Source organism: Roseivirga sp. (assembly GCF_034669765.1).
In the GTDB taxonomy this organism is placed as follows: domain Bacteria; phylum Bacteroidota; class Bacteroidia; order Cytophagales; family Cyclobacteriaceae; genus Roseivirga.
On record NZ_JAXMOQ010000002.1, the window covers coordinates 314,551 to 339,599 of the forward strand.

Sequence of the window (25,049 nt, forward strand, 5' to 3'; positions counted from 1 at the left end):
CGTTCTATTGTCCTTTGGTGGTGTTGTAGTTCGCTTTCAGCAATTTGAGCTGGATCTTATGGATGGCCAAGGTATTCTTGGCTTCGAAAAGGTTGGTCAATTCGGTAATGTAGGCGGAAGCGGTAATCACTCCGTTTCTCAATTGGGCATCTGCCGATTTAAGTACCTCGTCACGTAATTCAATAATCTCAGCATCTGAGCTGATAAAGCCTGTCAGCTTTTCCATTTCAGATTGCAACTGATCCATTTCTATTTGGGTATTCAGCTCAAATACTTTGGTCTCATTGTCAATAATTTCCTTATTGATGGAAAGCGACTGACGCTTTTTGGTATTGACATCCCAATCAAAAATGTTCCAATTGAGCTTTACACCCACGGTATAAAAGGCTTGAAAGGAATTGTCCAACATGTTTAATCCTGGATTTCCATAACCGCCTGTTGCAAAGCCGAATACCTTAGGTGAGTTCTGTTTCGACATTAAGGATAGATTAGTTTCGATTTCCGTCTTTTTAAGTTGAAACAACTCCAGTTCTGGTCGTTTGATTTCAGAAGTGAGAGGAGCGTTGATTTCTGGATTTTGAAGCTTCGTGCTTGGATTGATATTTTTGCCCAAAAGCGAAGAAAGACTTTGGAATAAACTACTTTGGTTATACTCCACTTCGTTGAGTTGCTGCTTTATTTTGATCAGTTCAGCTTCAATCACCTTGTCCGAAGTGGGCAGAATCGTACCGTATTCGATCCCCGATTTCACCTCTTTTAGTTTGGCTTCCAGCTGTTCTTGTCTGGCGCTTAATAAAGCAGCCTTTTCTTGGAGCAATAAAACGGAGAAATAAAGCTGATTCACCTGTTTTTTCAAACCATACAAATTAACCTCAATCTGTTTCTTCTTGGTGTTCAGCGCTGCCGTTTGGGTATTGAGGGTGGCGTCAATCATTCCACCGTTGTAAATCAATTGATTGACGGAAACCGTAGCGCGGTACTGGTCTTTATTCAGTGGGGTTGCTCCTGGAAACGGTACTTCAATAACATCCGACTGATAAGTGACCTGAGCATTCAGATCGAATTGGGGCAATTTACCCGTATTGGTGATGTCTATATCGATGGTATTCTGCCTTGTCAATATTTCGTTTTGGAGTGCCAAAGGGTAATTGACACTGACCAACTTATAACATTCCTCCAAGCTCAGTTGCTCTTGGGCAATTGAAAGTAGAGAAAAAAGGAACATTGCGATGAAACTTATTTTCTTCATAACTAGGCTTTTATAGCGTTGATAATAAAGTTGGCGACTTCTGTTTTTCTGGTTTCGAGTAATCGCGTATACTCCTCATCCTCTGCACGAACAAAGGCTTTAATCATAGGGCTGGCGATAATTGGAAAGATGTTGAGCGCCAATACATTGATAAAGAGTTGTTCACCTTCAATGGGTTTAAGAATTCCCTGCTTCACTTCAGCCGCTACTTGTGTTTTGAATTTTTCAATACTAGGAAAACCCGTTTTGGTTTTCATATTCGTAACAAAGTCTGGATTTCTATTGAGCTCTTGAATGATGAATTTTGGAAGGTAGGGGTGCGCCATGATGAAGCTCAGGTGGTCATGTGTGAAATGTCGGATTTTATCCTCTATGGAAGAATCATCGTTTAAGATCTGATTCAATTGAGGCGCCATCATAGCAAAGGCATGAGAGAAGACCGCTTCGAAAAGCAACTGCTTACTTCTATAATAATAATGAAGCATGGCTTTGTTAATACCCGCCTCATCCGCAATCTCTTGCATTCTGGCACCATCCATGCCTTTCAGTTGAAAGACCTTCTTAGCGGCCTCTAAAATCTGCTGTTCGGTATCCTCGTTTTTCGTTCTCGCCATTGTTGACTGTTTGGTTTAACCAAATGGTTAACAAAGGTAATGGAAAGTTTTATAGAGGCAAGGGGTGGAAAAATTAAATTCTGTTTATATTTATTTAGTATTATTAATTAGCAGGATATCATGAACCAAAGACGTTCTTTTTTACTGACTTTGCTAACGCTAACATTGTTGCTTAGCTCATGCGGCAAAAATGATATTGATACCCCATATATTGACCAGCACGATATCAAAGGGACATGGCAACTGGTAGAAAGGTATACAAGTAGTGGTGGGCCTGGTCAATGGTCTTCGGTAACGGATGGCTACACTTACACCTTCACAGAAGACAATGTTGTAATTACAAACAAATTTGATTCTGAAGGTAACTTCATCATCTTATCTCCAGATCCTACTTCATGTGATGAAGGCTGTGCCGAAAAGTTTAGAAGGGTAACAACGGATTAGATCGAGTTTGATTTTTATACCAAAAAAAGTATTCTAGTTTTCGCTTACATGGGCAAACTCACCATAAACCTAGTCATCTCACATGACTTCCATTCTTCTAAACCAGTTTAATACTCAGGGTCGTACATATAGTCACTAATAGACTGTTTCAAATTATCTGGCCGCTCGTTTCCGGCAAGGCCAAAGTCGTAAGCTTTCTCTGCCACAGCCACCGCAATTTGAAGGGATACTTCTCTAATGTCTTTTAAGGGAGGATAAAGAGAACCTTCCATAATATCCTGCTCACTCACAAATTCAGAGAGTGTTTTAGCAGCCGCTAGAAATAAAGGATCGGTAATTTTGCTCGCACAACAAGCCACCGCTCCTAAACCTATTCCCGGAAAGATATAAGCATTATTCCCTTGTCCTGGTCTAAAACTGTGCCCATCATAATCAACTTTAGCAAATGGGCTTCCGCTGGCAAATACAGCTTTCCCATTACTCCATTCATAGGCCTCTTCAGCCGTACATTCAGCGCGGTCCGTGGGGTTGGATAGCGCAAAAATTACAGGCCTAGCATTGTTGGCACTCATGTGCTCGATCACTGCTTGATTAAATGTACCAGGTGCTCCAGTAGCCCCGATAAGCACATGGGGCTTAAGGCTGTCAATCGCTTGGATCAAATCCATTTGTTCAAAGTCATGTGCATAAGGAAGGTTATGTTCCATCAGGTCATTTCTGGAGGAAACCACCAATCCGTTAATGTCCACAAAGCAAAGCCTGTTATATGCTTCTTCCTTAGTCAGCCCAGCTTCCTGAAATGCGGAAACCATCAAATCGGCTATTCCTGTAGCTGCCGAGCCTGCTCCTAAAAACATAATTTTCAGGTCCGCGAAGTTTCGCCCAGTAATTCTGCTTGACGCATACACTCCGGCCAGCGCTACAGAGGCCGTTCCCTGAATATCATCATTGAAGCACAGCACCCTGTCCCTGTATTTCCTTAACAACGCGTAGGCATTGGGCGTCAAAAAGTCCTCGAACTGTATCAGTACATTGGGGTATTTATCCTGGACCGTCATCACAAACTCTTCCACCAAATCGAAATATGCTTCGCCTTCCAGTCGTGGATGAGGGTATCCTAAATAAAGCGGATCATTCAATAAGTCTTTGTTGCCAGTTCCCACATCTAACATCACCGGCAAACATTGATGAGGGTGAATGCCTGCACAAGCAGTGTAAAGGGCCAATTTACCAATAGGAATCCCCATGCCGTTCGCCCCAAGGTCGCCCAAGCCAAGAATCCGTTGCCCGTCAGTGATCACGATCACACGGATGTCTGTTTGGGGCCAATTGTCTAAAATTTTATTGATTTCACCTTTGTCCTCAGGCGTAATGTATAATCCTTTTGACTGCCTGAAAATGTGAGAAAACTCCCGGCAAGCCTGTCCTACAGTGGGGGTATAGATGATGGGCATCAATTCCTCAATGTGTTGAATTACCGTTTTGTAAAACAAACGCTCAGTACGGTCTTGAAGTGCGTTCAATAATACATACTTCTCAATGTCAGAAGTCTTACGTCTCACATTGCCCATTACACGATTCACCTGCATTGCTTGAGTGGAGACGGCATGTGGCAAAAGTCCTCGCAAGCCAAAAACTTTTCGTTCTTCTTTGGTGAAAGCTGTCGATTTATTTAATGTGCCATCATGCAGGATTCGGCTTCCCTTTTCGGTTGGGTTCATTTTTTTTGAGTATTTGTGGGTTGGCTTTTTAACAGCGGCAATATTACATATTTAAGTAGATGGCAATAACCACTTTTTTACTAAAACTGTTATGGGCTTAAGGTAAATAAAGTATTCACTGATTTCTAATGCTATCTTATGATAGACCTATACTTTAATAAAGCATTGATAATGAAGATGTCATGATTTATTTCTTTAGCTTGTCTTAATTCCTAATTCTTATTCCCAGTCCCCGACCTCCCAATAAGCCTATGAAAACCCAGGTAGTACTCATTGGAATCGTGATTACCCAATTAAACCAAATGAGAATGAGGGCATAGACAAAGTCGATAATTGTGGTAGGCCTTGCATCCTTAACATCAGATTTTTCATCTATCAGCTATTGTGTTTTTTCGGCTTTCAAGAAGAAAATCAAACCCAGACCGAAGAAGTTGTTACTTATAAGCGAAAAGAAAAAATCAGGAAATACTCACTTTAACAGAAGACCCAGCTGGTCAATCAAATATAGGGTTATAAAACAAACGGTTGACCAAGAATGTGCTGAGCACTGACAAAGAATAGGAATGAAGCTGGCTTACAACTTATTGCTATTCAAATAAGCTTTTAAGGCTTCTCGGTAACTGCTGCCCACGGGAATTTCAGTATTGTTGATCAGTACACACCTTCCATTGTACTGACTTATTTTTGCCAATGGAACAATGTATGATTTGTGGATTCTCATAAATTGATAAGCACTCAGTGTTTCTTCGATTGACTTTAGCGTTTTTAAAGCCAAACAATGATTGTTCCCAATCACAATTTTAGCATAGTCTTTCAAACCTTCTATGTAGTCAATGTCCTTCACCAAAATCTTCACGAATTCATCTCCTTCCTTTACGAAAAAGGAGGGGGCTAGTGTGTTTTGAGGCACATTGTTTTCTAAGCTTTCAAAGCGTGAAATGGCTTTGGCAAAACGCTCAAAGGAAATGGGTTTTAGCAGGTAATCCACCACTTCTAAATCAAAACTCTCCACAGCATATTCGCTAAAAGAAGTCGTGATGATAAATTGAGTATCAGAACGAGAAAGCTTTACCAGTTCGATTCCAGAAATTTCGGGCATGGCAATGTCTGTAAAGACAAGGTCCACTTTAGCGCCTTCTTTGAGAAAGTTAAAGGCTTCCACCGAGTCGGTAAATGTCTTGATGACTTCAAAATTAGAGAACCGCTTTAAATGGTGGGCTATCACGTCAATCGCTAAAGGCTCATCATCAATGATTATGGTTTTATACAACTCCATTTATGTCAAAGTTACTTTAAGTTTTGCGGTATAAACTTCTTCATTATTGATAACCTCTAAACTCGAACTTTTAGGGTAAAGCAGCGCTAAGCGTTGTTTTAAGTTTTCCAGTCCTTTTCCTTCTCTGTTACTTTCTTGAAAATGCTGCTTCTTAAAAACACTGTTTTCTACGGTAAACTGAAGTTCGTTATGTTCGATAGTCACAGCTATATTCACAAATGCACCCTTCGAATTAGTGTAAAACCCATGTTTAAAGGCGTTCTCTACGAGTACGATTAAGAGGAAAGGTTCTATCCATTTTTCATGATCAAGGGAGTCATCAATGCTCAGCTTGATCCGAGCATCCTTGCCAAATCTAATTTCTTCAATAGCGATGTATTTTTGAATGAAGTCTAATTCCTTCCTCAGCTGGATCTTATTATGATGCGTTTCATCGGTTAAATAACGCATCATACTCGATAGTTTAAGGATATATTCAGAGGTGTCGGGATGATTTTTCAATGACAAACTATACAGCGAATTAAAGGCATTGAACAGGAAATGAGGATGCAATTGATTCCGCAATAACTGGGCTTTGGCTTGGCTCAATTCATCTTCTAATTGCTGATAACGACTAAAAAACTCTAATCGATTGAAGAAATAGGTCAGTAAGTAATACAAGAGAGCATGCCCTAAAAAGCTGGTGAAGTATTCAAAGCTCTGTTCAAAAACAACGACATCATGGATTCTGTAATCTTTCAGCCCTGCCAATAGCACTAGGGGGATCATAAGGGCTATGGCCAAGCCGATTTTCTTCCAAATACCCTTTAGTTTTAATCCGTAATAGTACAAGACATAAGCACTCAAAGCGAATAGGAGGTTTTCTACCGCATCGCTGGTCCAAAAGAAAAGCCAATCGTCTGGAATCAAGAAATAGGCACTTCTTGCGAGTTGAAAAACCACAATTGAGATTAACGTCACGTTAAAAATGATCTTAATCTTCCGTATGGTCTTGAGCGATAGTTGCAACATATTGACTTCTAATAAGTACCCGTAAAGATATAGAAATCATATTCTGCTAAGTCGGTTAGAAAGTTGGGTTCATCTGTACAGACCTAATGTTCGTCTATCTCATTTTTATTGAAGCCCAAATAAAAATACGTTTGATCGTAAATCACTAAAATATCCAACATGAGATCGTTTTTCATTCTAATTGCTTTGTGCTTCAGTTCACTAGTCGTTTTTGGTCAAAAACTAGAATTAGCAAAGGCATCGCCTTTTACTGCCGTAAAATGGGAAGAAGACCAGCCCATCGTTCAATTCGATAATGAATGGTATCATTTTGAAAAGTTAGATCACCTAAGTAAGGAGGAGGTCTTAGCCTTTTGTAAAAGTGAGTTTGGTGGTAAATGGAAAAGGCGCTTCTCTGAGGACCTGGTGGAAGTATTAGAAGGTCTCAGTTATGCACCCAATGTGAAAGTTGAATTACAACTGTCTCAAAATGGTGTTTCAAAAAGATACATAGGAACATTTACTTTGGCCAATAGACAGCGCGCGCTTCAATACAATGCAAGTTCAGAACAGGCCAAGCGGCCTCAAAAAATCACGAAGGCGCAAGCCATTGAAGACTTAAAGGAGTTTGAGAAAATACTGGAGTCTAGGTCATCCTACGCTCAAATTTCTGGTGTTGACTATAAGGCCGCTATAAAGGAATTATCGGCCTCTATTGCCGGCCGAAACAAGGATATTGATATTAATGAGTTGGCTCACGAAATGGCCAAAATTATGGCTCAAATAGGGGATAGGCACTCTTCCATCAAAAATGAATCCTTCAATAGTAGGGGGAATGAAAGCTATAATTTAAAACTTCCCTTTGGTGTAGTTACAATTGAAGGAAAACTGGTGGCTATAAAGCAAAATTTGGATGAGCAGGGTTACGACTATTACTATGAGAAATATCCGTATCTAAAAAGCATTGATGGAGTCTTCATAGCAACCTTGGTCAACAGCTATAATTATAAAGCAGCCAAAGCACCCACAGCGGCAAAAAATACCAGAGGAGCCGTGGCCATTGAGAATTATGGCGCACTATTATTCAATAACAACATGGATAGCGCAGACAGTGTACAAGTAGTTTTCAGCGATGGTATGAATGAAAAAACTGAAACATTTCAATTAACCTCCGATGAAAAAGGATACAGCTCAATAGTGAATGAAGCGAATGATAGGAATAGTGAGCAAGTTGCCAACGGAAACCTTGCTGGTTTGAGCAAAGTGTTAGACCATAATATCGGCTACATCAAACTTCCAGAAATGTACCATTATGATGAAGTAGAAGGTTTGGAAGTGTTTATCCAAAACACGTTTGCTCGTTTTTCAACTACCAAAGCATTGATTATTGATGTCAGAAATAACCCTGGAGGTGTAAGAGACATTCTTCAAACGGTGGCCAGTTATGTGGTGCAACCAGCGCAGTCGCCATGGGTAGCGAATGTGGCTTATCTGCGCACCGATAAAACCTTGAATACCGATGAAGAATCGATGAATGCGAGGTATATGTACAGTTATCACTCTGAAGAGTTTACGGACAGCGAAAGAAATGCCATCGACCAGTTTAATAAGAGCTTCAAGCCTGAAAAGACGGTGGATCGGTCAAAGTTTAGTGATCCCTACTTTATGATCTTGCATCATGGAAATCAATCTTATCCAAAGCCTGTTTACATCTTGGTGAATGAAAGTAGTTTTAGTGCGGCCACTGTTTTTACAAGCGCATTGAAGGGCTTGCCCAATGTTAAAATTGTAGGCGAAACAACGGATGGTTCAAGCGGTAATTCAAGGGAATTGTACCTCACAAACTCCAACATTCGAGTGAAGGTTTCTACCATGTTGTCCTTTCAAAGGAATGGGAAAACACTAGACGGAAATGGCACCCTACCCGACATCATTATTCCAAAAAATGAAGCCCAAGTATTAAAAGGAATAGATGTTCAGTTGAACAGGTTAATTGAAATGATTAATAGGTGATGATTGGCCGAATGAGAGAAGACTGGAAATAGGATAGAAGCAATTGAGCACTTATGCGACACTCTTTTCTGGCGCATGTGTGTGCATTAAAACCCGCCAAATGAATTTTATAACTTAAAGAATCGGAAATGGTTATTGAAGATTAATGCCACTTGGCTTTTATGTCTTTGTATTTAGTTCTACCGATAGGAAGAAGTACTCCGTTTTTCAGCTCGACACTATATTGGCTTCCAGACTTTACAATGATCTCACTTATCTCAGACATCTTCAGTAAGTAAGATTTGTGGATACGCTCAAAAGAAAACGATAACAGCTGTTCTAGCTTTTCGAGTGATTTGTCATGGAGTTCTTTTGTTCCGTCTGCCAAAAACAGTTCAGTATACACACCAGCTCCTTTTACGTAAAGTAAATCTTCAATGGGGATGAGCTGAATTCTGTGCCTTTTCTTTACGGCTAAAAATTTAATCTTATCCGTTTCTGCTTTTTCATTTGTGGTGAGCCGATTTAAGGCTTGCTCCAGCCTATCTCTGTTGAAAGGTTTAGGTACAAAATCTAACACTCCGTATTCAAAAGCAGTAATAGCTTGGTCTTTATAGGCGGAAACTACTATGGTGTGAAAGGGATGAGAAACTGCTGTTTTCAGTAGTTCAAAACCATTATCACCGTTAAGGTTCAAATCCAAAAGAACGAGGTCCAATGAGTTGTTTTCAATAAATACCAACGCTTCATGAAGTGTGTTAATATGAGTCAATGACTGTAAGGTATTGCCAAGAATCTCTCTAGCCATTCGCTCTATTCTTTTGGCGATTCTCGATTCATCTTCAACGATCAGTAGATTCATTCTGATTAGTAATGTATTTTTATGACACTTTTCCAACCGTGATTGGCGGCCTCCGAATTGATTTCCCATTTCGACTGATAACTTTCTGTCAGTCGAGCCTTTATGTACTTGAGTCCCGTACCTTCTTTTCTGCTTTTTGCATCACTTATATTTGCAAACGTTAAAAACGTATAGGATTGGCAGTCAATGTTTGATTCATACACTAGCTTAAACTTGATACTGCTATCCTCCGGAGGCAAGCTATGTGTAATTCCATTTTCTAATAGGGTGTGAAGAATTCCAGGTGGGATTTTTTGATCAAGGTCTATACCTTCTTCTTCCCACGAATAGTTGAGTTCTTTCCGGTACTCCATAATCTCAAGATGTGTACGGCACAGCGCTATTTCCTGAGCAATAGGAATCAAGGTTTGGTCTTCTATCTGATTGAAAAGATCAAATTCTTTGGCCAGTGCTTCTATAAACAAAGCTCCTTTCTTTGGCGATTCTTCCACCCAGTCTATCAATGAGGTTAAAGTGTTCATTAAAAAATGCGGTTGAATGTTCTTTTTTAGTAATTCTAGACGCAGGCGGGTCGATTGAACTAATGAATTTTCATAAGCCAAGCGTTGTGCCTTTATATTAAGCGTTAAAAGATATAGCATACCTAACAGAACAAGCCCTAACCCAGTGTACATACTAATGACAAATCCGAAGACAATAAATACCACGACCGACAAAAGTAAGGCTGCAAGAACAAGGCGTGCTCCTCTTGCATTTTTATAAGCTCCATAAGCTACTATACCAAAGGAAAAACATAACATACTCAGTACCATGCTACCTGTTTTGAGATCAAAAGCATGACCATTTATAAACCACAGGGAAATGAGTAACACCGCGTATAAAATTAATGACAATCCCCGCCTTGGATAGGGGAATTGCATAGAGAAGTAGTAAGGAATCAAAAATGAAATACCCAACAAAAACGAGTTAATGATTTGTAATCTTATGACATGCAAACTGTAATGCATGGGTACGTAATCTTTGCTAAATACGGTTATAACAAGAGCAAAAATGAGAAAGCAGCAAACACTAAAAATAAGTGTGGGATATTCTTTTCTATTGTTAAGGAATAGAAAAAGAAAATAGATGGATGCGATCAGAAAAGTTCCTGCAAAGACGTGCATGTAGGAAGTTTTAATAAGAAGGTCGGTGACTAAATCCTCATAACCCGCAATCTTTAGTTGGTATTGCCCTACATGGTCTGGAAAATAATAGTTACTTAATCGCAAGGCCAGTACATGTTCTCCTGCTGTCGCCAGCTGCGTAGGAATGCCGTAGGTTACCCAAACTTCGCCCTCAGGAGGAAGTTTTGCTTCTTGTCCCGGGTTTCCATTTTTCCCAATCAACATCCCATCCCAAAAAATTTCATACTCTCCGTAAGCGTCTATTTCAAGGCCATAAGGCCGAAATTTCTCAGGTGAGGCTAAAATATCAACCTTGGTTCTAGACCAGAAAATTTCACCATCCGGAACAGACTTCAGCCTTTTATGCCAGTCCTGATCATTAAATTCCTTGGCAGCCCATTTGGATTGATCACCTATGTTGTATACAGTCTCGTGTTCGCTGAAAATAGCAGGATCCTGAGCGCAGGAAGATGCCAATAGCACAACCGATATCAAAAGATAATAGGGTGAGAATTTCAGGGTCATTTTGAGGTGACATTTAGAATGTAAAGTAAATGATAAATCTGTCTTTTCTAAGAAGCCTAGGGCAGTTCACACAACCATAGAGCAGTTGACAAACTAAACAATGACTATTTACAACTTATCCGAGAGGTTTGGAGTAAAGTCGTCAAAAACCCAAACCTATAATGAAAATTTCATTCACCGAATTCCGGAAAGAACTGAGCAAGAATATGAGAGGAGTTAAGTTCATAATAATGCTATTTGTAGCGATTTTGATAGCGATAAACCCTGTTTTTGCTCAAGATTATAGTATAAACGATGGTGCACAAAAAGCATATAAAATGCCTAGAACGCAGGTAGTACCCATTCAAGATCCCGAATCAGGAGGACAATATGAACTCTATATAAAGCTCCCAGACGAGTACTTAGAAGATAGTAATAAAACCTATCCTGTGATCTATTTTACTGATGCAATCTACCATATAGAAATATTATCTACTTCCACTGAGAACATAATGGAAGATGTTATTTTGGTTGGAATTTCCTGGCAGAAGGATATAAAAGAAGATGTAAAACAAAAATATGGAGCTCATGCCAGTCGATTTGAGGATTACTCGTTCTGGAAAACAACCAACCCAGAACATTCACTATTGAAGTTTGGCCAAGCCAGTAATCACTTATCATTTATTCGCAACGAAGTCTTTAGTTATGTAGAGCAAAACTATCGTACCGATCCAAATGACCGTTCTTATTTTGGATATTCCCTGGGTGGAGTATTTGGTGCCTACATACTAGTGACACAGCCTGAAACTTTCAATAAATATATTCTTGGTAGCCCATCGGTTGACTTACTTACAAAGTATAAAATCGAATTCACAACTAAAAAACTCAATGCCAATGTTTTCATTTCACGCGGCACTCTAGAAGAAGAGGAGTTACGCGAGCCGATAAGTGAATTTGTTAATTTGTTGGAAGCCAGAAAGGATAATACTCTATCCATAGAGAGTGTAGTGATTGAGGGTGATCATCAAACAGCGTTTCCGTTGACCGGTGTGCGCAGCATCACTTGGCTATCAAGCTTAACAAAAGATGGTGACTATCCAGTCTTGGAAGGCCCTTACTTTGGACAAAAGCCTCCAGGGATAATTGCGGAGCCGTTTGCACCGGGCATAGTTTCCAAAGAAGGCTGGGAAATCGAAGGTGTTTTTGCACCAAGCATGAAGGAGTTTTACTTTGTCACTCGCAGCAGCAAAGAGACGCCCATCACGGTAATTGGATTTCGGCAACAAGACAATACCTGGAAGAAATACATTGAATTCCCGCGTAGAGGTGAAATATCGTTCTCTCCAGATGGTTCACGCATGCACATGGCGGAAGGCTACAAAGACCGTAAGGGTGAAGGCTGGTCAGAACGCAAAAGCCTTGGTCCAATGTTTGACCGGGACGATTGGGGTATTATGCGCCTGACGGCCTCATCAAAAGGCACCTATGTTTTTGACGATTATAAAAGTGGCGATGTCATCCGAATTTCAACAATTAAAGACGGCATACGGCAAGAGCCTAAAAAGATGGGTACAATGGTGAACACAGGAAAATGGACAGCTCATCCCTTTATAGCCCCTGATGAAAGTTACCTCATTTGGGATAGCGAGCGCGAGGGTGGTTACGGTGGTTCAGATCTCTACATTAGTTTCCGTCAAAAGGATGGTGCATGGGGGCCTGCCATTAATATGGGGGACAAGGTCAACACTGACAAATGGGATGCCTATGCGAGCGTCACTTCAGACGGCAAGTACATACTCTTTAACAGACGCATAGATGACGGCATTAACAATGACAATATGAATGTCGATATCTACTGGGTGGATGCACAGATTATTGAGACTCTTAGACCCAAACAATAATCATCAAAAATTAGACAATGAAAAATATCATCTCAATTCTCCTAATTGTAATTCTTTTGCAGTCCTGTACAGAAAAATCAAATGAGGATAATACAGCGGATTTAATTAGAAAGGTAGAAACTGGTCTCACCACATGGGTACATATAGAAGGTGATTCTACATGGTCTATACAAGACCGCATGGAGCACTACGGAATTCCGGGTGTTAGTATTGCTGTAATATACAATGGTGAAATTGCTTGGGTAAAAGGATACGGTGTGATGGATAAGGAAAGTCAAACCCCCGTAACAACACAAACACTCTTCCAGGCTGCGGCAACTAGTATGCCAGTAACGGCTTACGGAGCATTACGTCTAGTTGAACAAAATAATCTAGGCCTAGATGAAAACATAAACAGCTACCTAGAATCATGGAAAGTACCGGGAAATGCATTTACCGAAGAAAAGAAAGTTACCGTAAGGAATCTTTTAAATCATTCTGCTGGAATATATCCTTACGGAACGGGATCATACAGTATAAGTGAAGAACTTCCAACACTTGTGGAGATACTAAATGGAAGTTCTCCAGCTTCAAACGAGCCAATTACTGTAAATAAAGAGCCTGGCGAAAGTGTTAGTTTTGCATACGCAAGCTATGTTCCTATTCAACAAATGATGCTGGATGTTGGGAGGGAAGCATTCCCAGAGATCATGCATGAACTTGTATTGCAACCCTTAGAAATGAATAACAGCACGTTCAACCAATCTCTTACAGCAGATCAGTTAACGAAGGCAGCAACAGGTTATTTACAGGATGGTTCTATGGTTGAAGGGAGAAGGCATATCTATCCCGCAACAGCTTCACATGGATTATGGACAACTGCCGAAGACTATGCGAAATTTATAACCCACATACAGCAATCAAAAGATCTGACAGAATTGATGGGTACACCATATGGGGTGAGTAATTCTGGTTGGTCTTTTACACTCGGTTTAGGTTTTCAGCTTTTAAATAGAAACGATGAAATCTACTTAAGGCATCATGGATGGAACACAGGTTTTTATGCTGAGATAGCGGCTCATAGAGATAAGGGTTATGGAGTGGTGGTGTTAACAAATTCAACTTTTCCCGAATTTAATGCTGAAGTGATGCGCTCTGTAGCCCTGGCGTATGACTGGAGTAATTATGTTCCAGTACATCAAAAAATGGAAATTGAACCTTCGTTAGTAGATGAAATTATAGGTAAATACCAGTCTGACGAGGTGATTGTAGAAATCTATCAAGAGGACAATCAGCTGTTTTACAAAAATATACTTGCTGAGCAGGGAGAAGAACTCATTAAAGTATCAGATAGCCTTTTCGTTCTAAGGAGTTCCAGTCAATTTATTCAATTCAAACCAGATTCTGAAAATGGAACAATCAATTTACAGTATTTGAATAGAAACGATGAAGCTGTACTTTCAACCCTAGTTAAGGTCGCCAGCAACAAAAAATATCCGGTAGAATTCCTTCTTGAAGGTGATTTTGAAAACGCACTTATAGCCTATAAGAATTGGAAGGAGCTTAATCCTACTCATCCAATGGTTACTGAATACTACATCAATGATATTGGTTATGATTTTTACCATGCCGATAGAATGACATTATCGCTAAACACCTTCAAAGTGAATATGATGCTCTATCCTGATAGCTACAAAGTATATGATAGCTATGCAGAAGCCTGTATGAAAGCGGGAGTGATTGATCTGGCCATTGCAACCTATACTCGATCACTTGAGTTAAACCCTCAAAATAATCGAGCGAGGCATGAACTTAAGGAACTACAAAAAAGTAAATGAAACAAGCCTTACCCTTCGGTGCCTGTTATCTATTTTGGTTATACTACATCTGATACTCTATTTTAAGAATTTTCCATACAAAATCACCTATTTTGGTTTTAACTATTACTTCATCTCCAACAGTTTTATCAAGAAGGGCTTTAGCCATGGGGGAGTCCATAGAGATATAATCTTTATTACCTATTAACTCTTCGTAACCAACAATACGAAGGCGGTTTTGAAAACCTTTCTCTTCGTTTTTAATTTCTATCCAAGCACCAAAACTCACTTTTCCTTCTTGGCTGGGGTGGTAGTCAATAACTTTAAAGTCATCAATACACTTACGCAAATAACGAACGCGATTATCAATTTCTCGAAGACGTTTTTTGTTGTAATGGTAATCGGCATTTTCTGAACGATCTCCCAAACTTGCGGCCCATGTAACCTTAGCGGTAACGTCTGGACGTTCAACTCGCCACAAGTGATCATGTTCTTCCCGTAATTTTTGAAAGCCTTCGGAAGTAATCATTTGCGAGCGATTGAGTTTTGGCAGGGTTGATTCTGGGATTTTTCGCCTCATGATAACTGATCTTGTTGTGAAAATTTTCGCAAGATAAGATAATGATAGATAGTTTGCTCGTGCAGAAGAATCAATTGATAGGTATATAATGTTCTGCGTTATGTTACTTAGCTTTAACCTGTAGGTGGGATTCATAGTTTTAGAGAAGGCCATTCTTTTTACTTCTAAGCATTTCATATTATACTTAGTATTAGTAGGAGTGGAGCACTCATTTGACATTTTTGGTATTTGGTATATGGTATAGCAGTACAAGCGAAATTAGAAATAGGCTCATAGACTTAGTCTTATGTAATGAAAAGATTAAAATAGGCAGCAGAAAATTTCATTGCTCATAACCTTATCACACCATTGCTTTATTACAATAAGTTGCCTTTTCAAAATTCCTGATATTGATGGACAGGATAGGGACACTTGGAAACAAAAACTTTAATTCTTTGATTATCTTGTTGGACAAATGACTTTTTTGTTCCGTTGTTCGGCCTTCCATGATATTGCCAAAAACGTGAATGAAATCACCTTGAGAATTTCCAACAGTATAATATTCAAAGGGATTAATTCTTACCTTAATATCGTCCTTTTCAAAAAGATGGGTTGATTCAGCTGCGTCATATACAACCCGAATAATTTCTTCAGGTGATTTCAATTTTATGATGTTTTCCGAGCAGTCGATTACGAAATGTGGCATTTTGATTTCAGCTTAAATGATTGATACTAGCTAATATATTGCATACTAAACAGTAGCGTTTTTCACCACTTTAAGTTGCCAGTAAGTGGCAATAATTGTCACATATTCCAAACCAATAAGCCAAAAACTGATATCACTAAAGAAAGATAAGTGATCTCCGCCAAGTGGAATAATAAAAACAGGGACAGTTATAATTGCATCTAGCACTATGGCATTTAAAAACATAAAAAGGCCCAATACAAGACCATTGGTTTTATGTCCCTTCCTGTAGTAAATATGTGCTGCTAAGTAAGCAGCTGGCAACATAGCTACCATTAACGCTAAGTTGGCCTGAAGGTCAGGGTCATCTATTAGTGGTACATAAAAAGATCCGATAAAAACTGGAATCAACAGTACATAAACTATTATAGAGCTAACAATTGCATGCTTAATGTTTAAATTTTTCATAATGTTTGAATTTGGGTTTTACCTATTTTAAAATGGGTGTAGAAAATTGTCCCTAATTGTATCTGAATTCGAGATAACGGATAAATAGAGGTTTATAAAATGTAAACCTTTATTTTCAGGCATGACGTTATCTTGTTAAACGGGTTCAGGTTTATAGTACTCCTGAGGCTACACTATTCCAAACCCCTGTACTTGCAGTTTCTTTGGCATACTGACTAAAATCCTTCGGCTTCCTGCCCAGCACTTTTTCTATGTCTCCGGTGATCATATTGTTACCCTTGGCATCTAGCACTTCGGTAAACAAATAGTTAATCAACCAGATGTAATCATCAGGCACATTGGCCTGCTTCAACATGTTGACATAAGCATCCATTGAAATTGGCGTGAATTGAATTTCGCGGTCAGCTTGCTTGGCTATTTCTTGCACCACTTCTTCGAAAGTAAGTACCCTAGGCCCCGTCAATTCATACAACTGTCCGTTATGCTCTTCATTGGTTAAGGCCGCTACCACCACGGCTGCAATATCATCAGTATTCACATACGGTACCTTTGCCTCAGCTTTGGGTAGCGCAACATGCCCTGCTATAATTGGATCCAAAAAGAAGCTCTCACTAAAATTTTGCATAAACCAGCTCGCTCTCACAATAGTGTAATCCATTCCCGAATGGATTACCACCTGCTCACATAACTCAGCTTCACGCTCGCCTTTACCAGAAAGCAATACGGCTTTTTTCACACCACTTCTCTTTGCCTGCTTTATCAAAGCCTCAATCGAATCAAGTGCGCCAGGCACGGCCAAATCAGGTTGATAGGTGATGTACATTTTTTCTATGCCCTCCAAAGCCTTGCCCCAGGTGGTCTCATCATTCCAATCAAAAGGAATGGAGGCCCTTCTTGATCCTATGCGAACAGGATAGTTCTGCGTTTTTAATTGTTCTACTACTTTACGACCGGTTTTTCCCATGCCACCGATAACTAAAATATTGTTTTTCATGACTATTATTGATTAAAATTTGTTGTTGTATTCATAAAAACTGCTGCCAATGCTAAGGCAAATGATAGCACCGAAAACACGGTTCTAATCATATGCAGCTTGTTCCAAGGTAATTCGTAGTTTTTTCTGACGATTGCCAGCTCCTTTAGGCTAAACTTATCCAGCTGAAACGTCTCTAAAGCATTATTTAGGGGTACATTGCCCATCCCAGTAACACCTATAGTCCCGATCAGATAAGTGACAGTCGCAGCAAGTAAAATCCAAAAGGTGCTCCCTGATTGATAGTGCTGCATAGTGCCCATAGCTAGTAAAACCGCGCTGCCCAAGAAGATGATTATGAATGCCGGATTGATGATCGCCCTGTTGATGGACTGCATGGTTTCCAAATAGGCGAAATCTGAAAATCTTCGAGTACCCGGTATTACTGATACAAACCAAGCAAAGAACAATCCTGCAGACAGACCAGTAAGTAATACCGCGACATACAGTGTGATTTGTTTTGTTGATAGTTCCATCATTATAATGTGTTTGTTGTTGTCAGCCACTTTTTAAGCTTGGCCAATTTGCTTTGAGTTAATTTGATTTTATTACCCTTGGGCATTCTCCTTTTCACAAAAACCTGCTCGTAGATCTTTGTGCCATAGTCAAGCATATTGCTATCATGAATACTTTGCGCGGATTCCGTTTTTGGTGGCATAAATTACACTTGACCTGTAGCACCTTATAAGCCTCTTCTTTTAAGTCATAGGCCTCGGTAGCCCAAACTTGAGCAGCGCTGATCTCTTCCGAGTGATATTGGAAGGAAAACAGAGAAATGCTATTATCGTCTGTGTTTTAAAGTTTATTCGTCTCATGCTCTTATTGTTTAAGATTATGAGACAAAGCTGCGGCTTATGCTACCGTTCTATTTGTCTGAAAAGGAGTATGATTTGTTCGAAAAGGATTACCACTTTATTTCGCTGGGCCGGAAGCCAAATTTCTTGGCAAAGGCATTGGAGAATGAACTTAGACTGTCATAACCGACATGCCAGGCGGCTTCCTGGATAGAGAGTTGATTATTTCTCAATAAATTGTGAGCGGTAGTGAGGCGCTCGTTTTGAAGGTATTTGAATACGGGTACACCAAACAATTCCTTAAAGTTTTTCTTTAGCTTAAAAGTATTCAAACCAATTTCCTTTGAGAGTTCGGAGAGGGAAGGCGGGTTGTCAAGGTTATCGGAAAGAATTTCTTTAGCACGCTGCAGTCGCTGCCTTTCATCGGCAGAAATAGTTTCTTCGCTTATAATAGAAAGCTGACCAAAAAAGTGAGCTAAAAGCGAAGTCATTTGACTTTTGAAAAACACCATTTTAGCCTTTCCCTTATACTTGTTATTAAAAACCTGATCTACGATATGCTGCATTTCAGGGGACATAAAAAAACTAGGCCCTTCTACATAGGCAGCTTTTGGATTAACCAACTGCTGCAACATTTCACCAAAAAGTTCGCCTTCTTGATGTGGCAACTTATCCAGATTTCTTATGGATGTAGCAATCACAATACACTCCAAAGGCTTAAGCGCAGATACAGTATGGATGAATTCTACTTCATTACTGGCATAGAAAGCTAGTGTTAACCCTTTGGTATAGTTGTATTTTTGATGACTATCACCATACTTTACTTTCAGGTCTACATTACCCGAACCGTAAAAAGCGACAGCTATTAGCGGCTCTTCAAAAGAGCAGGTATCAACGGTTTCTTCTTCTGAATTACCTGTTTCTACCAAAATCGTAAAATCGTTAATGTCTATGACGTCTCTGGTCATAAATTGGCTGCTGTAGTTTCAATTGTTAATTACGGGATAATAATTGGGTTAATCGAGGCAGAAGTTAAAAATCAGGCTTTTTCATCACGTACGGAACAGGGCTGGGCAGCTTAACGAGAGCCAAGAGCTTCAATGAGAAACCAAAGCGTTCGGTTCCCGAGATTTCTCTCGGGGTGAATTTAATATAGAATTATAGAGCAAGCGGTGGCGGTGTAGGCCGCAATTCCCTTAACATAAATGCTAACATTATTGAACAGCTAAGGCTGTGTCAAGAACTGCATTTATGTTGAATACTCCGCAGGCTTCGTATTACGGGAATTGCTATAATGTTATATAATTTATATTATGTTAAATATAGTTATCAAAGAAAAGGGAGATCGTTAAACCTCCCTCATTCTTCATCCTTTTATTCTCCTCCTTCTAGCGCATCAATTCTGGCTAGAATGGCATCTCTTTTCGCATCCATACCCAATTGGTCATATACAGTACTTAAAGGGTTAAGTATGAATAGATCATTCGGTTTAGACTTTTCTGCTTGTTCGAAGTGTGGCAATGCCAATTTAAATTTCGCAAAAGCTTCCTCGCGTTTCTTATCGTATGCGTCATTGTCAGTTAAATCATTTGCCGCTTTAAGAATATCAACACCTTCGTTAAAATAAACACTACCAACTACGTAAGAAGCATCTGGATAAACAGGCTGTAGTTCTAAGGCTTTATTTGCAGACACTAAAGCTGCAGGATAATCCTGAGCATTGTACTGCAAGAAAGCAAGGGTATAATAAAGAATAGCAGTTTTGTCACCACTGTCAATATTTTTTTGAATTCCAGCGATAGCCTCGTCCAATTTATCACCTTGAATTAAGATATCAATCTCGAAGTCTCTGTACACTTTTTCATCGGGAAACGACTTTTGCGCCATTCTCGCATACTTCAAAGCATTATCGAAATCCTTGTTAGACATGTACATATCAATCAGACCATTATAAGCGAAGTTAGTATTCTCAAACTCCTCATTTGACTCTACTACTGCTACATAAAATGGAATAGCTTTCTCGTACAAATCAGCATTATATGCACTATAACCCGCATAGAAGTTCATAATAACATCCGCTTTAATCGCTGCCGATAAGTCGAAATAGTTAAATGCAGCTGCAAAGTCATCCACTTCAAAGTAATCGTTTCCTTTCTTGTTCAAAAGGTTTTGAAGAAAGATGAAGCCCTCTCCACCACCTATAAAATCACCATTAGAGTTCATCACTGGAGGAAAATATAAATCTTCCTTAAGATCTGCGTCTCCTTTTTCCACAGCAGTGTTCAAATATGCAAATGATTCTTTCGCTAAATCTAAGTTCTCTAAATCAGCTTTAAACTGATATAGTTTCGCTTTACCAAGGATTACATATACCTCTGGATCATCCTTGGTCTCAGCATTTTCCGAGGCCTGTTTGGCCAATGTAAGTGCTTCTGCGTATTCGCCCTTTTTAAGTGCCTTATCGGCACTTTTTAGCACTTTCTTTTGTCCGTATACCCCTGCTACAAAAAACAATAGCAAGGCGGTAAAAAATAGCTTTTTCATGTTTTCTAGTTTCTTGTTTAATTTAAAATTTACTCTTCTGTTTTACTTTCGTCTTGGTCTCCGCCTTCAACTTCCGGTGTGTCGTTGGTTCCTTCAATTTGTTCTACTTCCTCTAATTCGATGTCTGATTCGATGTTTTGAATCTTCTCTACAGATGAAATAGCATCACCTTCGTTTAAGCGTATAAGTTTAACACCTTGAGTGGCCCTTCCCATTACTCTAAGAGAATCCACTGATATTCTTATGGTAATTCCTGATTTGTTAATGATCATAAGGTCATCGCTGTCGATTACCTCTTTAATGGCCACAAGGTTTCCTGTTTTTTCAGTAACATTAATGGTTTTCACCCCTTTACCACCTCTTTTGGTAATTCGGTAGTCATCAATTGGTGAGCGCTTTCCGTATCCGTTTTCAGACACAACCAATAGGTTAGCCTCTTCCCTGTTTACACATACCATGCCAATCACCCTATCGTCTTCGCCAGCCAGCCTAAAACCTCTTACTCCAGCTGCTGTTCTTCCCATTGGACGAACATCGCTTTCGTGGAAGTGAATAGCCCTACCAGATTTAGCTCCAATAATGATGTGATTATCACCGTTTGTGAATTTGACCTCAAGTAAGCGATCTCCTTCGTTAATTGTAATGGCATTTATACCATTGGTACGTGGACGAGAATAAGCTTCTAAAGAAGTCTTTTTAATGGTTCCGAGTTCGGTACACATTACTACATAATTGTTGTTAATGTAGTCTTCATCTTTAAGGTTTTGAACGTTAATTACCGCTCTTATTCTATCTCCAGCTTCAATATTGATCAGGTTTTGTACCGGACGACCTTTGGCGGTTTTACTGCCTTCTGGTAATTCCCATACTTTCTTCCAGAACACTTTACCAAACTCAGTGAAAATGAGCAAGTAATCGTGCGTCATTCCAGTAAATAAGTATTCAGTAAAGTCATCCGTTTTAGAACCAGCGCCTTTAGAGCCAACTCCTCCTCTACCTTGAGTTCTGTATTCAGACAATAAGGTTCTTTTTACATAACCTAGGTGAGAAATAGTGATCAACATTTCCTCATTAGGAATCATGTCTTCAGCACTGAAATCCTCTGCAGAATGGATGATATCCGTTCTACGCTCATCACCATAACGGTCTCTGATTTCTATCAACTCATTCTTTATGATCTCCATTCTAAGCTCCTCTTTTTCAAGGATTTCTTTTAGTCCGGTAATCAACTCCATGATCTCATCATATTCCTTTTGGATCTTATCTCTTTCCAGACCTGTGAGTCTTTGGAGACGCATTTCCAAAATGGCTTTGGCTTGAATTTCAGAGAGATCAAACTTCTCCATCAAACCAGTTTTGGCTACTTCAGGATCTCTAGAGTTTCTGATCAAAGAAATTACTTCGTCAAGATGATCCAAGGCAATAAGGTATCCTTGGAGAATGTGGGCTCTTTTTTCTGCTTCATTCAGTTCGTACTGAGTTCTGCGAACCACCACTTCATGCCTATGTTCTACATAATACTTAATTAAGTCCTTTGTGTTCAGCGTATAAGGCCTTCCTTTTACAAGGGCTACATTGTTTACACTGAAAGAAGATTGCAATTGAGTGTATTTGAACAAGTTGTTCAACACTACATTACCAATGGCATCTTTCTTCAGTTCATAAACGATCCGCATTCCATTACGATCCGACTCGTCACGTAAATCTGAAATACCTTCAATTCGCTTTTCATTGATTAAGGCTGCCGTTTTTTCGATCATACTGGCTTTGTTCACCATGTATGGAATCTCTGTAACGATAATTCGCTCACGCCCAGAAGGCATGGTTTCAATTTCTGATTTTGCCCTCAGCATTACCCTACCTCTACCTGTTTCGAAGGCAGATTTCACACCCGTATAACCATAAATGGTTCCTCCAGTTGGAAAATCTGGTGCAGTAATGTGCTGCATCAATTCCTCTGAAGAGATATCGTTATTTTCTATATAGGCGATGGTACCGTTCACTACCTCTGTAAGGTTGTGTGGTGCCATATTGGTGGCCATACCCACAGCAATCCCTGAACTACCGTTCAACAGTAGGTTCGGAAGCTTTCCAGGAAGTACCGATGGTTCTTTTAAGGAATCATCAAAGTTGAATTGAAAATCAACCGTATCTTTATTGATGTCTGTTAAAAGCTCGTCTGCAATTCTTCTTAGCCTGGCCTCGGTATAACGCATGGCTGCAGGTGAATCTCCATCTACAGAACCAAAGTTACCTTGACCGTCCACCAACGGATAACGCAAAGACCAAGGTTGGGCCATACGCACCATGGTATCGTATACTGATGAATCACCGTGTGGGTGATACTTACCCAGCACCTCTCCAACGATTCTGGCTGACTTTTTATATGATTTGTTCCAGTTTACCCCCAGGTCTAACATACCAAAGAGTACTCTTCTATGAACGGGTTTTAAGCCGTCTCTTACATCTGGTAAAGCTCTTGAAATAATCACCGACATGGAGTAGTCGATGTAGGCTCCCTTCATTTCATCTTCAATATTGATAGGGATGATTGTTTCGTTCGTTCCTTCTGCCATTTAGTCTAAAAATAGTTCGAAATATAATGTGGCAAGATACTAAATTTTGTTGGAGTAAAATGTAAAATACGGACTAAAAATGGCGGTTTTTAATCGTTTCTTCCACCATATTTAACTTTCTTCTTTTTGTTCTGGCCGAACTGACCTGTACGTGGATTTTGAGGTTGAAATATAGACCTTCCACGATAGATTCTACCGTTGAAAACATGCTCCATTTGTACTCGGTTGGCGCCATGTCGATTTCTTGGATATGTTGGGTATTTAATCAGTGCACCTATATCAATGGTGAATAGACTTAGCGAGTGCGCTGTGGTGATGAACGCATCGGATAGACTGTATTTCCTCATCTCGAAAGAAGGGCGTAGATAGAGCTTAAAATACTTCGAAACTTGCTTCTCCATAATAACCCCAACATTAAAGAAAGGATCATAAGTCACTAAGTCTTGATTAAGGTCTGACGATTTAGTTTTCCAGAATCCCCCGCCTGCATCAAGCATAAAAGAGAAATCCATAAAAGTATAGGCGTTGTAGGTCAACGAGGCAAAGAGTTTGGTAGTCGAAATCTTGGTTTGGGGCACATTGAAATACCCTATTCTATCGTCTACTTCTTGGTAGTTAACCGTATTGGTGAATTTCAATGCGCCAGTACTTATCCCCACTCCTACACGAAGCATCTCTTTGTCGGACATTACGCGCTCACCTGTGGTTTTTAGCCTCAGTTTGTCGACTTTATTGAGTGAGAAAGAAACTCTTAGCGTGAGAGGACTTACTCTTCCGCTGTTTTTGTAAATAACAGAAGTGGTATCTGTTCTTACAATTTGAGAATCATCATCAATTCTATAAATACTCGTTGGAGTAAGATCGTTGAACCAGTTGGAGTATGCATTATATGGCCCAGAAGTAGATTCTTGACCAATAGGAACAATATAAAGTTGATCACCTCTTGGGTTACGGACTAAAGATACATCCGTAAGCTCGTTTTCATAAAGGAAAAAGCCATAGCCCTTTTCTAATTGCAGGTTGAACTTATTCAGCACTTCCCGAATGGGGCTCACCATTTTCACCTCTTCCTTTTCCTTGGCTTGGTCCGGGGTAAAAGCTTGTACATCGCTTGTACTTTTCTTTTTCCAAAATTGGGCATTCACCTCAGCAGGGGCCAATGAAGAAAGAAGAACCAGAAGAAAGAGTAAGCGTCCGTGTTTCAAGATTTGCAATGTTTAGACTAATAAAGGAAAACTAACGGATTTATTATCATAGACAAATAAAAAAGGCCGCATCACTGCGACCTTTCTGACTTAGTATGTTAAGGTTGATTAAGGTTTCTCTGAAACTAACTGCGCCATCATTGCATCAATCTTCGATTTAGTGTCTCCACCGCTAGCATATGCTTTCTTAACAGCGTTGTATGCTGATGCTCCTAATGAGTATTTGGCCAAACTGTTAACTACAACTCCTGCAGCATCTGTTCTGTCTTTAACTCTCTTTTGAACAATCCCGTAAAATTGTTTTTCAAAATCTGTAGCGTCTGCAGGCAATTTACTTATATCTCCTTTTGCCGCAGCATCTAATTCTGCATATCTATTACCATCTATTCCATCTTGTTTTTCAATCAGATCATTAACATATGGGCTAATCTTGTCTGTAATAGCTTTTTGTGCCAACATAATAATGGCATAGTCTTTCATGTCTTGATCAGTGATTCCTTGAGCTCTTACAGCAGTTGAAGTCAAAGTTACCATCAAGCAAACCAATACAGCTTTTGTTAAGTTTTTCATCATGTTTTCTCCTCTTAGTCGGTTAGTGTTAATTTTGATTCTACAAATAATAGCATTCGATCAAATAATACAAGAGAAAAATTGCCTAATGCTTCAATTGACC

The 25,049-nt window shown here is 39.6% G+C and carries 21 protein-coding genes; 4 read left to right on the forward strand and 17 right to left on the reverse strand.

The features are described from left to right. Window positions 1-4: 4 nt before the first annotated feature. Together VOI17_RS04360 and VOI17_RS04365 are read right to left on the reverse strand one after the other, a co-directional pair. Window positions 5-1,249 (reverse strand): TolC family protein, encoded by a 1,245-nt coding sequence (locus VOI17_RS04360; protein ID WP_323756022.1) that lies wholly within the window; start codon window positions 1,247-1,249, stop codon window positions 5-7. Between the two features lie 2 nt (window positions 1,250-1,251). Then, window positions 1,252-1,863 carry a TetR/AcrR family transcriptional regulator gene (locus VOI17_RS04365; protein WP_323756023.1) on the reverse strand — a complete coding sequence of 204 codons (612 nt, stop codon included), beginning with the start codon at window positions 1,861-1,863 and terminating at the stop codon, window positions 1,252-1,254. A gap of 120 nt (window positions 1,864-1,983) precedes the next feature. Here VOI17_RS04365 and VOI17_RS04370 point away from each other — a divergent pair, with 120 nt between their 5' ends. Beyond that, a complete protein-coding gene (locus tag VOI17_RS04370) occupies window positions 1,984-2,307 on the forward strand; it encodes a hypothetical protein (protein WP_323756024.1) in 324 nt (107 codons plus the stop codon). Between the two features lie 107 nt (window positions 2,308-2,414). On the opposite strand, the gene VOI17_RS04375 is transcribed toward VOI17_RS04370, so the two are convergent. The 3 genes from VOI17_RS04375 to VOI17_RS04385 form a co-directional block, all read right to left on the reverse strand. Further along, window positions 2,415-4,079, reverse strand: a complete 1,665-nt coding sequence (locus VOI17_RS04375; RefSeq protein WP_323756349.1) for an NAD-dependent malic enzyme — start codon at window positions 4,077-4,079, stop codon at window positions 2,415-2,417. A 523-nt stretch (window positions 4,080-4,602) separates the two neighbouring features. Then, window positions 4,603-5,304 carry a LytTR family DNA-binding domain-containing protein gene (locus tag VOI17_RS04380; protein ID WP_323756025.1) on the reverse strand — a complete coding sequence of 234 codons (702 nt, stop codon included), beginning with the start codon at window positions 5,302-5,304 and terminating at the stop codon, window positions 4,603-4,605. After that, window positions 5,305-6,315, reverse strand: a complete 1,011-nt coding sequence (locus VOI17_RS04385) for a sensor histidine kinase (RefSeq protein WP_323756026.1) — start codon at window positions 6,313-6,315, stop codon at window positions 5,305-5,307. Between the two features lie 159 nt (window positions 6,316-6,474). Between VOI17_RS04385 and VOI17_RS04390 the strand changes: the two genes are divergently transcribed. Beyond that, complete coding sequence (locus tag VOI17_RS04390; RefSeq protein WP_323756027.1) at window positions 6,475-8,307, forward strand: S41 family peptidase; 1,833 nt, start codon at window positions 6,475-6,477, stop codon at window positions 8,305-8,307. 142 nt (window positions 8,308-8,449) lie between these two features. Here VOI17_RS04390 and VOI17_RS04395 read toward each other — a convergent pair whose 3' ends face one another. Both VOI17_RS04395 and VOI17_RS04400 read right to left on the reverse strand, forming a co-directional pair. Next, a complete protein-coding gene (locus VOI17_RS04395; protein ID WP_323756028.1) occupies window positions 8,450-9,148 on the reverse strand; it encodes a LytTR family DNA-binding domain-containing protein in 699 nt (232 codons plus the stop codon). Window positions 9,149-9,153: 5 nt separating this feature from the next. Further along, entirely contained in the window at window positions 9,154-10,836 is a 1,683-nt protein-coding gene (locus tag VOI17_RS04400; RefSeq protein ID WP_323756029.1) for a histidine kinase, read from the reverse strand. 161 nt (window positions 10,837-10,997) lie between these two features. On the opposite strand from VOI17_RS04400, the gene VOI17_RS04405 reads away from it, so the two are divergent. Next, window positions 10,998-12,716 carry an alpha/beta hydrolase-fold protein gene (locus VOI17_RS04405; RefSeq protein ID WP_323756030.1) on the forward strand — a complete coding sequence of 573 codons (1,719 nt, stop codon included), beginning with the start codon at window positions 10,998-11,000 and terminating at the stop codon, window positions 12,714-12,716. A 17-nt stretch (window positions 12,717-12,733) separates the two neighbouring features. Continuing rightward, complete coding sequence (locus VOI17_RS04410) at window positions 12,734-14,533, forward strand: serine hydrolase domain-containing protein (protein ID WP_323756031.1); 1,800 nt, start codon at window positions 12,734-12,736, stop codon at window positions 14,531-14,533. A 43-nt stretch (window positions 14,534-14,576) separates the two neighbouring features. Here VOI17_RS04410 and greB read toward each other — a convergent pair whose 3' ends face one another. From greB to VOI17_RS04460, 10 genes are all read right to left on the reverse strand, one after another. Beyond that, entirely contained in the window at window positions 14,577-15,092 is a 516-nt protein-coding gene (gene greB / locus VOI17_RS04415) for a transcription elongation factor GreB (protein WP_323756032.1), read from the reverse strand. 340 nt (window positions 15,093-15,432) lie between these two features. Further along, window positions 15,433-15,777, reverse strand: coding sequence for a 5-carboxymethyl-2-hydroxymuconate Delta-isomerase (locus VOI17_RS04420; RefSeq protein ID WP_323756033.1), 345 nt, complete (start codon window positions 15,775-15,777; stop codon window positions 15,433-15,435). A 45-nt stretch (window positions 15,778-15,822) separates the two neighbouring features. Next, window positions 15,823-16,224, reverse strand: coding sequence for a DUF5367 family protein (locus tag VOI17_RS04425; protein ID WP_323756034.1), 402 nt, complete (start codon window positions 16,222-16,224; stop codon window positions 15,823-15,825). Between the two features lie 151 nt (window positions 16,225-16,375). After that, window positions 16,376-17,218 carry an NmrA family NAD(P)-binding protein gene (locus VOI17_RS04430; RefSeq protein WP_323756035.1) on the reverse strand — a complete coding sequence of 281 codons (843 nt, stop codon included), beginning with the start codon at window positions 17,216-17,218 and terminating at the stop codon, window positions 16,376-16,378. A gap of 5 nt (window positions 17,219-17,223) precedes the next feature. Further along, complete coding sequence (locus VOI17_RS04435; protein WP_323756036.1) at window positions 17,224-17,736, reverse strand: DUF1772 domain-containing protein; 513 nt, start codon at window positions 17,734-17,736, stop codon at window positions 17,224-17,226. 425 nt (window positions 17,737-18,161) lie between these two features. Beyond that, window positions 18,162-19,019: an AraC family transcriptional regulator gene (locus VOI17_RS04440; protein ID WP_323756037.1), complete on the reverse strand. Its 858-nt coding sequence runs from the start codon at window positions 19,017-19,019 to the stop codon at window positions 18,162-18,164. Window positions 19,020-19,425: 406 nt separating this feature from the next. Further along, window positions 19,426-20,595 carry a tetratricopeptide repeat protein gene (locus VOI17_RS04445; protein WP_323756038.1) on the reverse strand — a complete coding sequence of 390 codons (1,170 nt, stop codon included), beginning with the start codon at window positions 20,593-20,595 and terminating at the stop codon, window positions 19,426-19,428. 29 nt (window positions 20,596-20,624) lie between these two features. After that, the gene (gyrA, locus tag VOI17_RS04450; RefSeq protein WP_323756039.1) at window positions 20,625-23,171 is read right to left on the reverse strand and encodes a DNA gyrase subunit A; all 2,547 of its coding nucleotides are present in this window, start codon (window positions 23,169-23,171) and stop codon (window positions 20,625-20,627) included. An 89-nt stretch (window positions 23,172-23,260) separates the two neighbouring features. Continuing rightward, on the reverse strand, window positions 23,261-24,376 hold the full coding sequence (locus tag VOI17_RS04455; protein ID WP_323756040.1) for a hypothetical protein: 1,116 nt from the start codon (window positions 24,374-24,376) through the stop codon (window positions 23,261-23,263). Window positions 24,377-24,484: 108 nt separating this feature from the next. After that, window positions 24,485-24,949, reverse strand: coding sequence for a hypothetical protein (locus VOI17_RS04460; protein WP_323756041.1), 465 nt, complete (start codon window positions 24,947-24,949; stop codon window positions 24,485-24,487). Window positions 24,950-25,049: the final 100 nt, after the last annotated feature.

What these genes read in the sequence shown, in the direction of transcription:
- VOI17_RS04385 (WP_323756026.1), bottom strand. Translation starts at nt 6,315, where the DNA reads ATGTTGCAACTATCGCTCAAGACCATACGGAAGATTAAGATCATTTTT.
- VOI17_RS04425 (WP_323756034.1), bottom strand. Translation starts at nt 16,224, where the DNA reads ATGAAAAATTTAAACATTAAGCATGCAATTGTTAGCTCTATAATAGTT.
- gyrA (WP_323756039.1), bottom strand. Translation starts at nt 23,171, where the DNA reads ATGGCAGAAGGAACGAACGAAACAATCATCCCTATCAATATTGAAGAT.
- VOI17_RS04380 (WP_323756025.1), bottom strand. Translation starts at nt 5,304, where the DNA reads ATGGAGTTGTATAAAACCATAATCATTGATGATGAGCCTTTAGCGATT.
- VOI17_RS04460 (WP_323756041.1), bottom strand. Translation starts at nt 24,949, where the DNA reads ATGATGAAAAACTTAACAAAAGCTGTATTGGTTTGCTTGATGGTAACT.
- VOI17_RS04365 (WP_323756023.1), bottom strand. Translation starts at nt 1,863, where the DNA reads ATGGCGAGAACGAAAAACGAGGATACCGAACAGCAGATTTTAGAGGCC.
- VOI17_RS04405 (WP_323756030.1), top strand. Translation starts at nt 10,998, where the DNA reads ATGAAAATTTCATTCACCGAATTCCGGAAAGAACTGAGCAAGAATATG.
- VOI17_RS04420 (WP_323756033.1), bottom strand. Translation starts at nt 15,777, where the DNA reads ATGCCACATTTCGTAATCGACTGCTCGGAAAACATCATAAAATTGAAA.
- VOI17_RS04445 (WP_323756038.1), bottom strand. Translation starts at nt 20,595, where the DNA reads ATGAAAAAGCTATTTTTTACCGCCTTGCTATTGTTTTTTGTAGCAGGG.
- VOI17_RS04395 (WP_323756028.1), bottom strand. Translation starts at nt 9,148, where the DNA reads ATGAATCTACTGATCGTTGAAGATGAATCGAGAATCGCCAAAAGAATA.
- VOI17_RS04370 (WP_323756024.1), top strand. Translation starts at nt 1,984, where the DNA reads ATGAACCAAAGACGTTCTTTTTTACTGACTTTGCTAACGCTAACATTG.
- VOI17_RS04430 (WP_323756035.1), bottom strand. Translation starts at nt 17,218, where the DNA reads ATGAAAAACAATATTTTAGTTATCGGTGGCATGGGAAAAACCGGTCGT.
- greB (WP_323756032.1), bottom strand. Translation starts at nt 15,092, where the DNA reads ATGAGGCGAAAAATCCCAGAATCAACCCTGCCAAAACTCAATCGCTCG.
- VOI17_RS04410 (WP_323756031.1), top strand. Translation starts at nt 12,734, where the DNA reads ATGAAAAATATCATCTCAATTCTCCTAATTGTAATTCTTTTGCAGTCC.
- VOI17_RS04440 (WP_323756037.1), bottom strand. Translation starts at nt 19,019, where the DNA reads ATGACCAGAGACGTCATAGACATTAACGATTTTACGATTTTGGTAGAA.
- VOI17_RS04360 (WP_323756022.1), bottom strand. Translation starts at nt 1,249, where the DNA reads ATGAAGAAAATAAGTTTCATCGCAATGTTCCTTTTTTCTCTACTTTCA.
- VOI17_RS04400 (WP_323756029.1), bottom strand. Translation starts at nt 10,836, where the DNA reads ATGACCCTGAAATTCTCACCCTATTATCTTTTGATATCGGTTGTGCTA.
- VOI17_RS04435 (WP_323756036.1), bottom strand. Translation starts at nt 17,736, where the DNA reads ATGATGGAACTATCAACAAAACAAATCACACTGTATGTCGCGGTATTA.
- VOI17_RS04390 (WP_323756027.1), top strand. Translation starts at nt 6,475, where the DNA reads ATGAGATCGTTTTTCATTCTAATTGCTTTGTGCTTCAGTTCACTAGTC.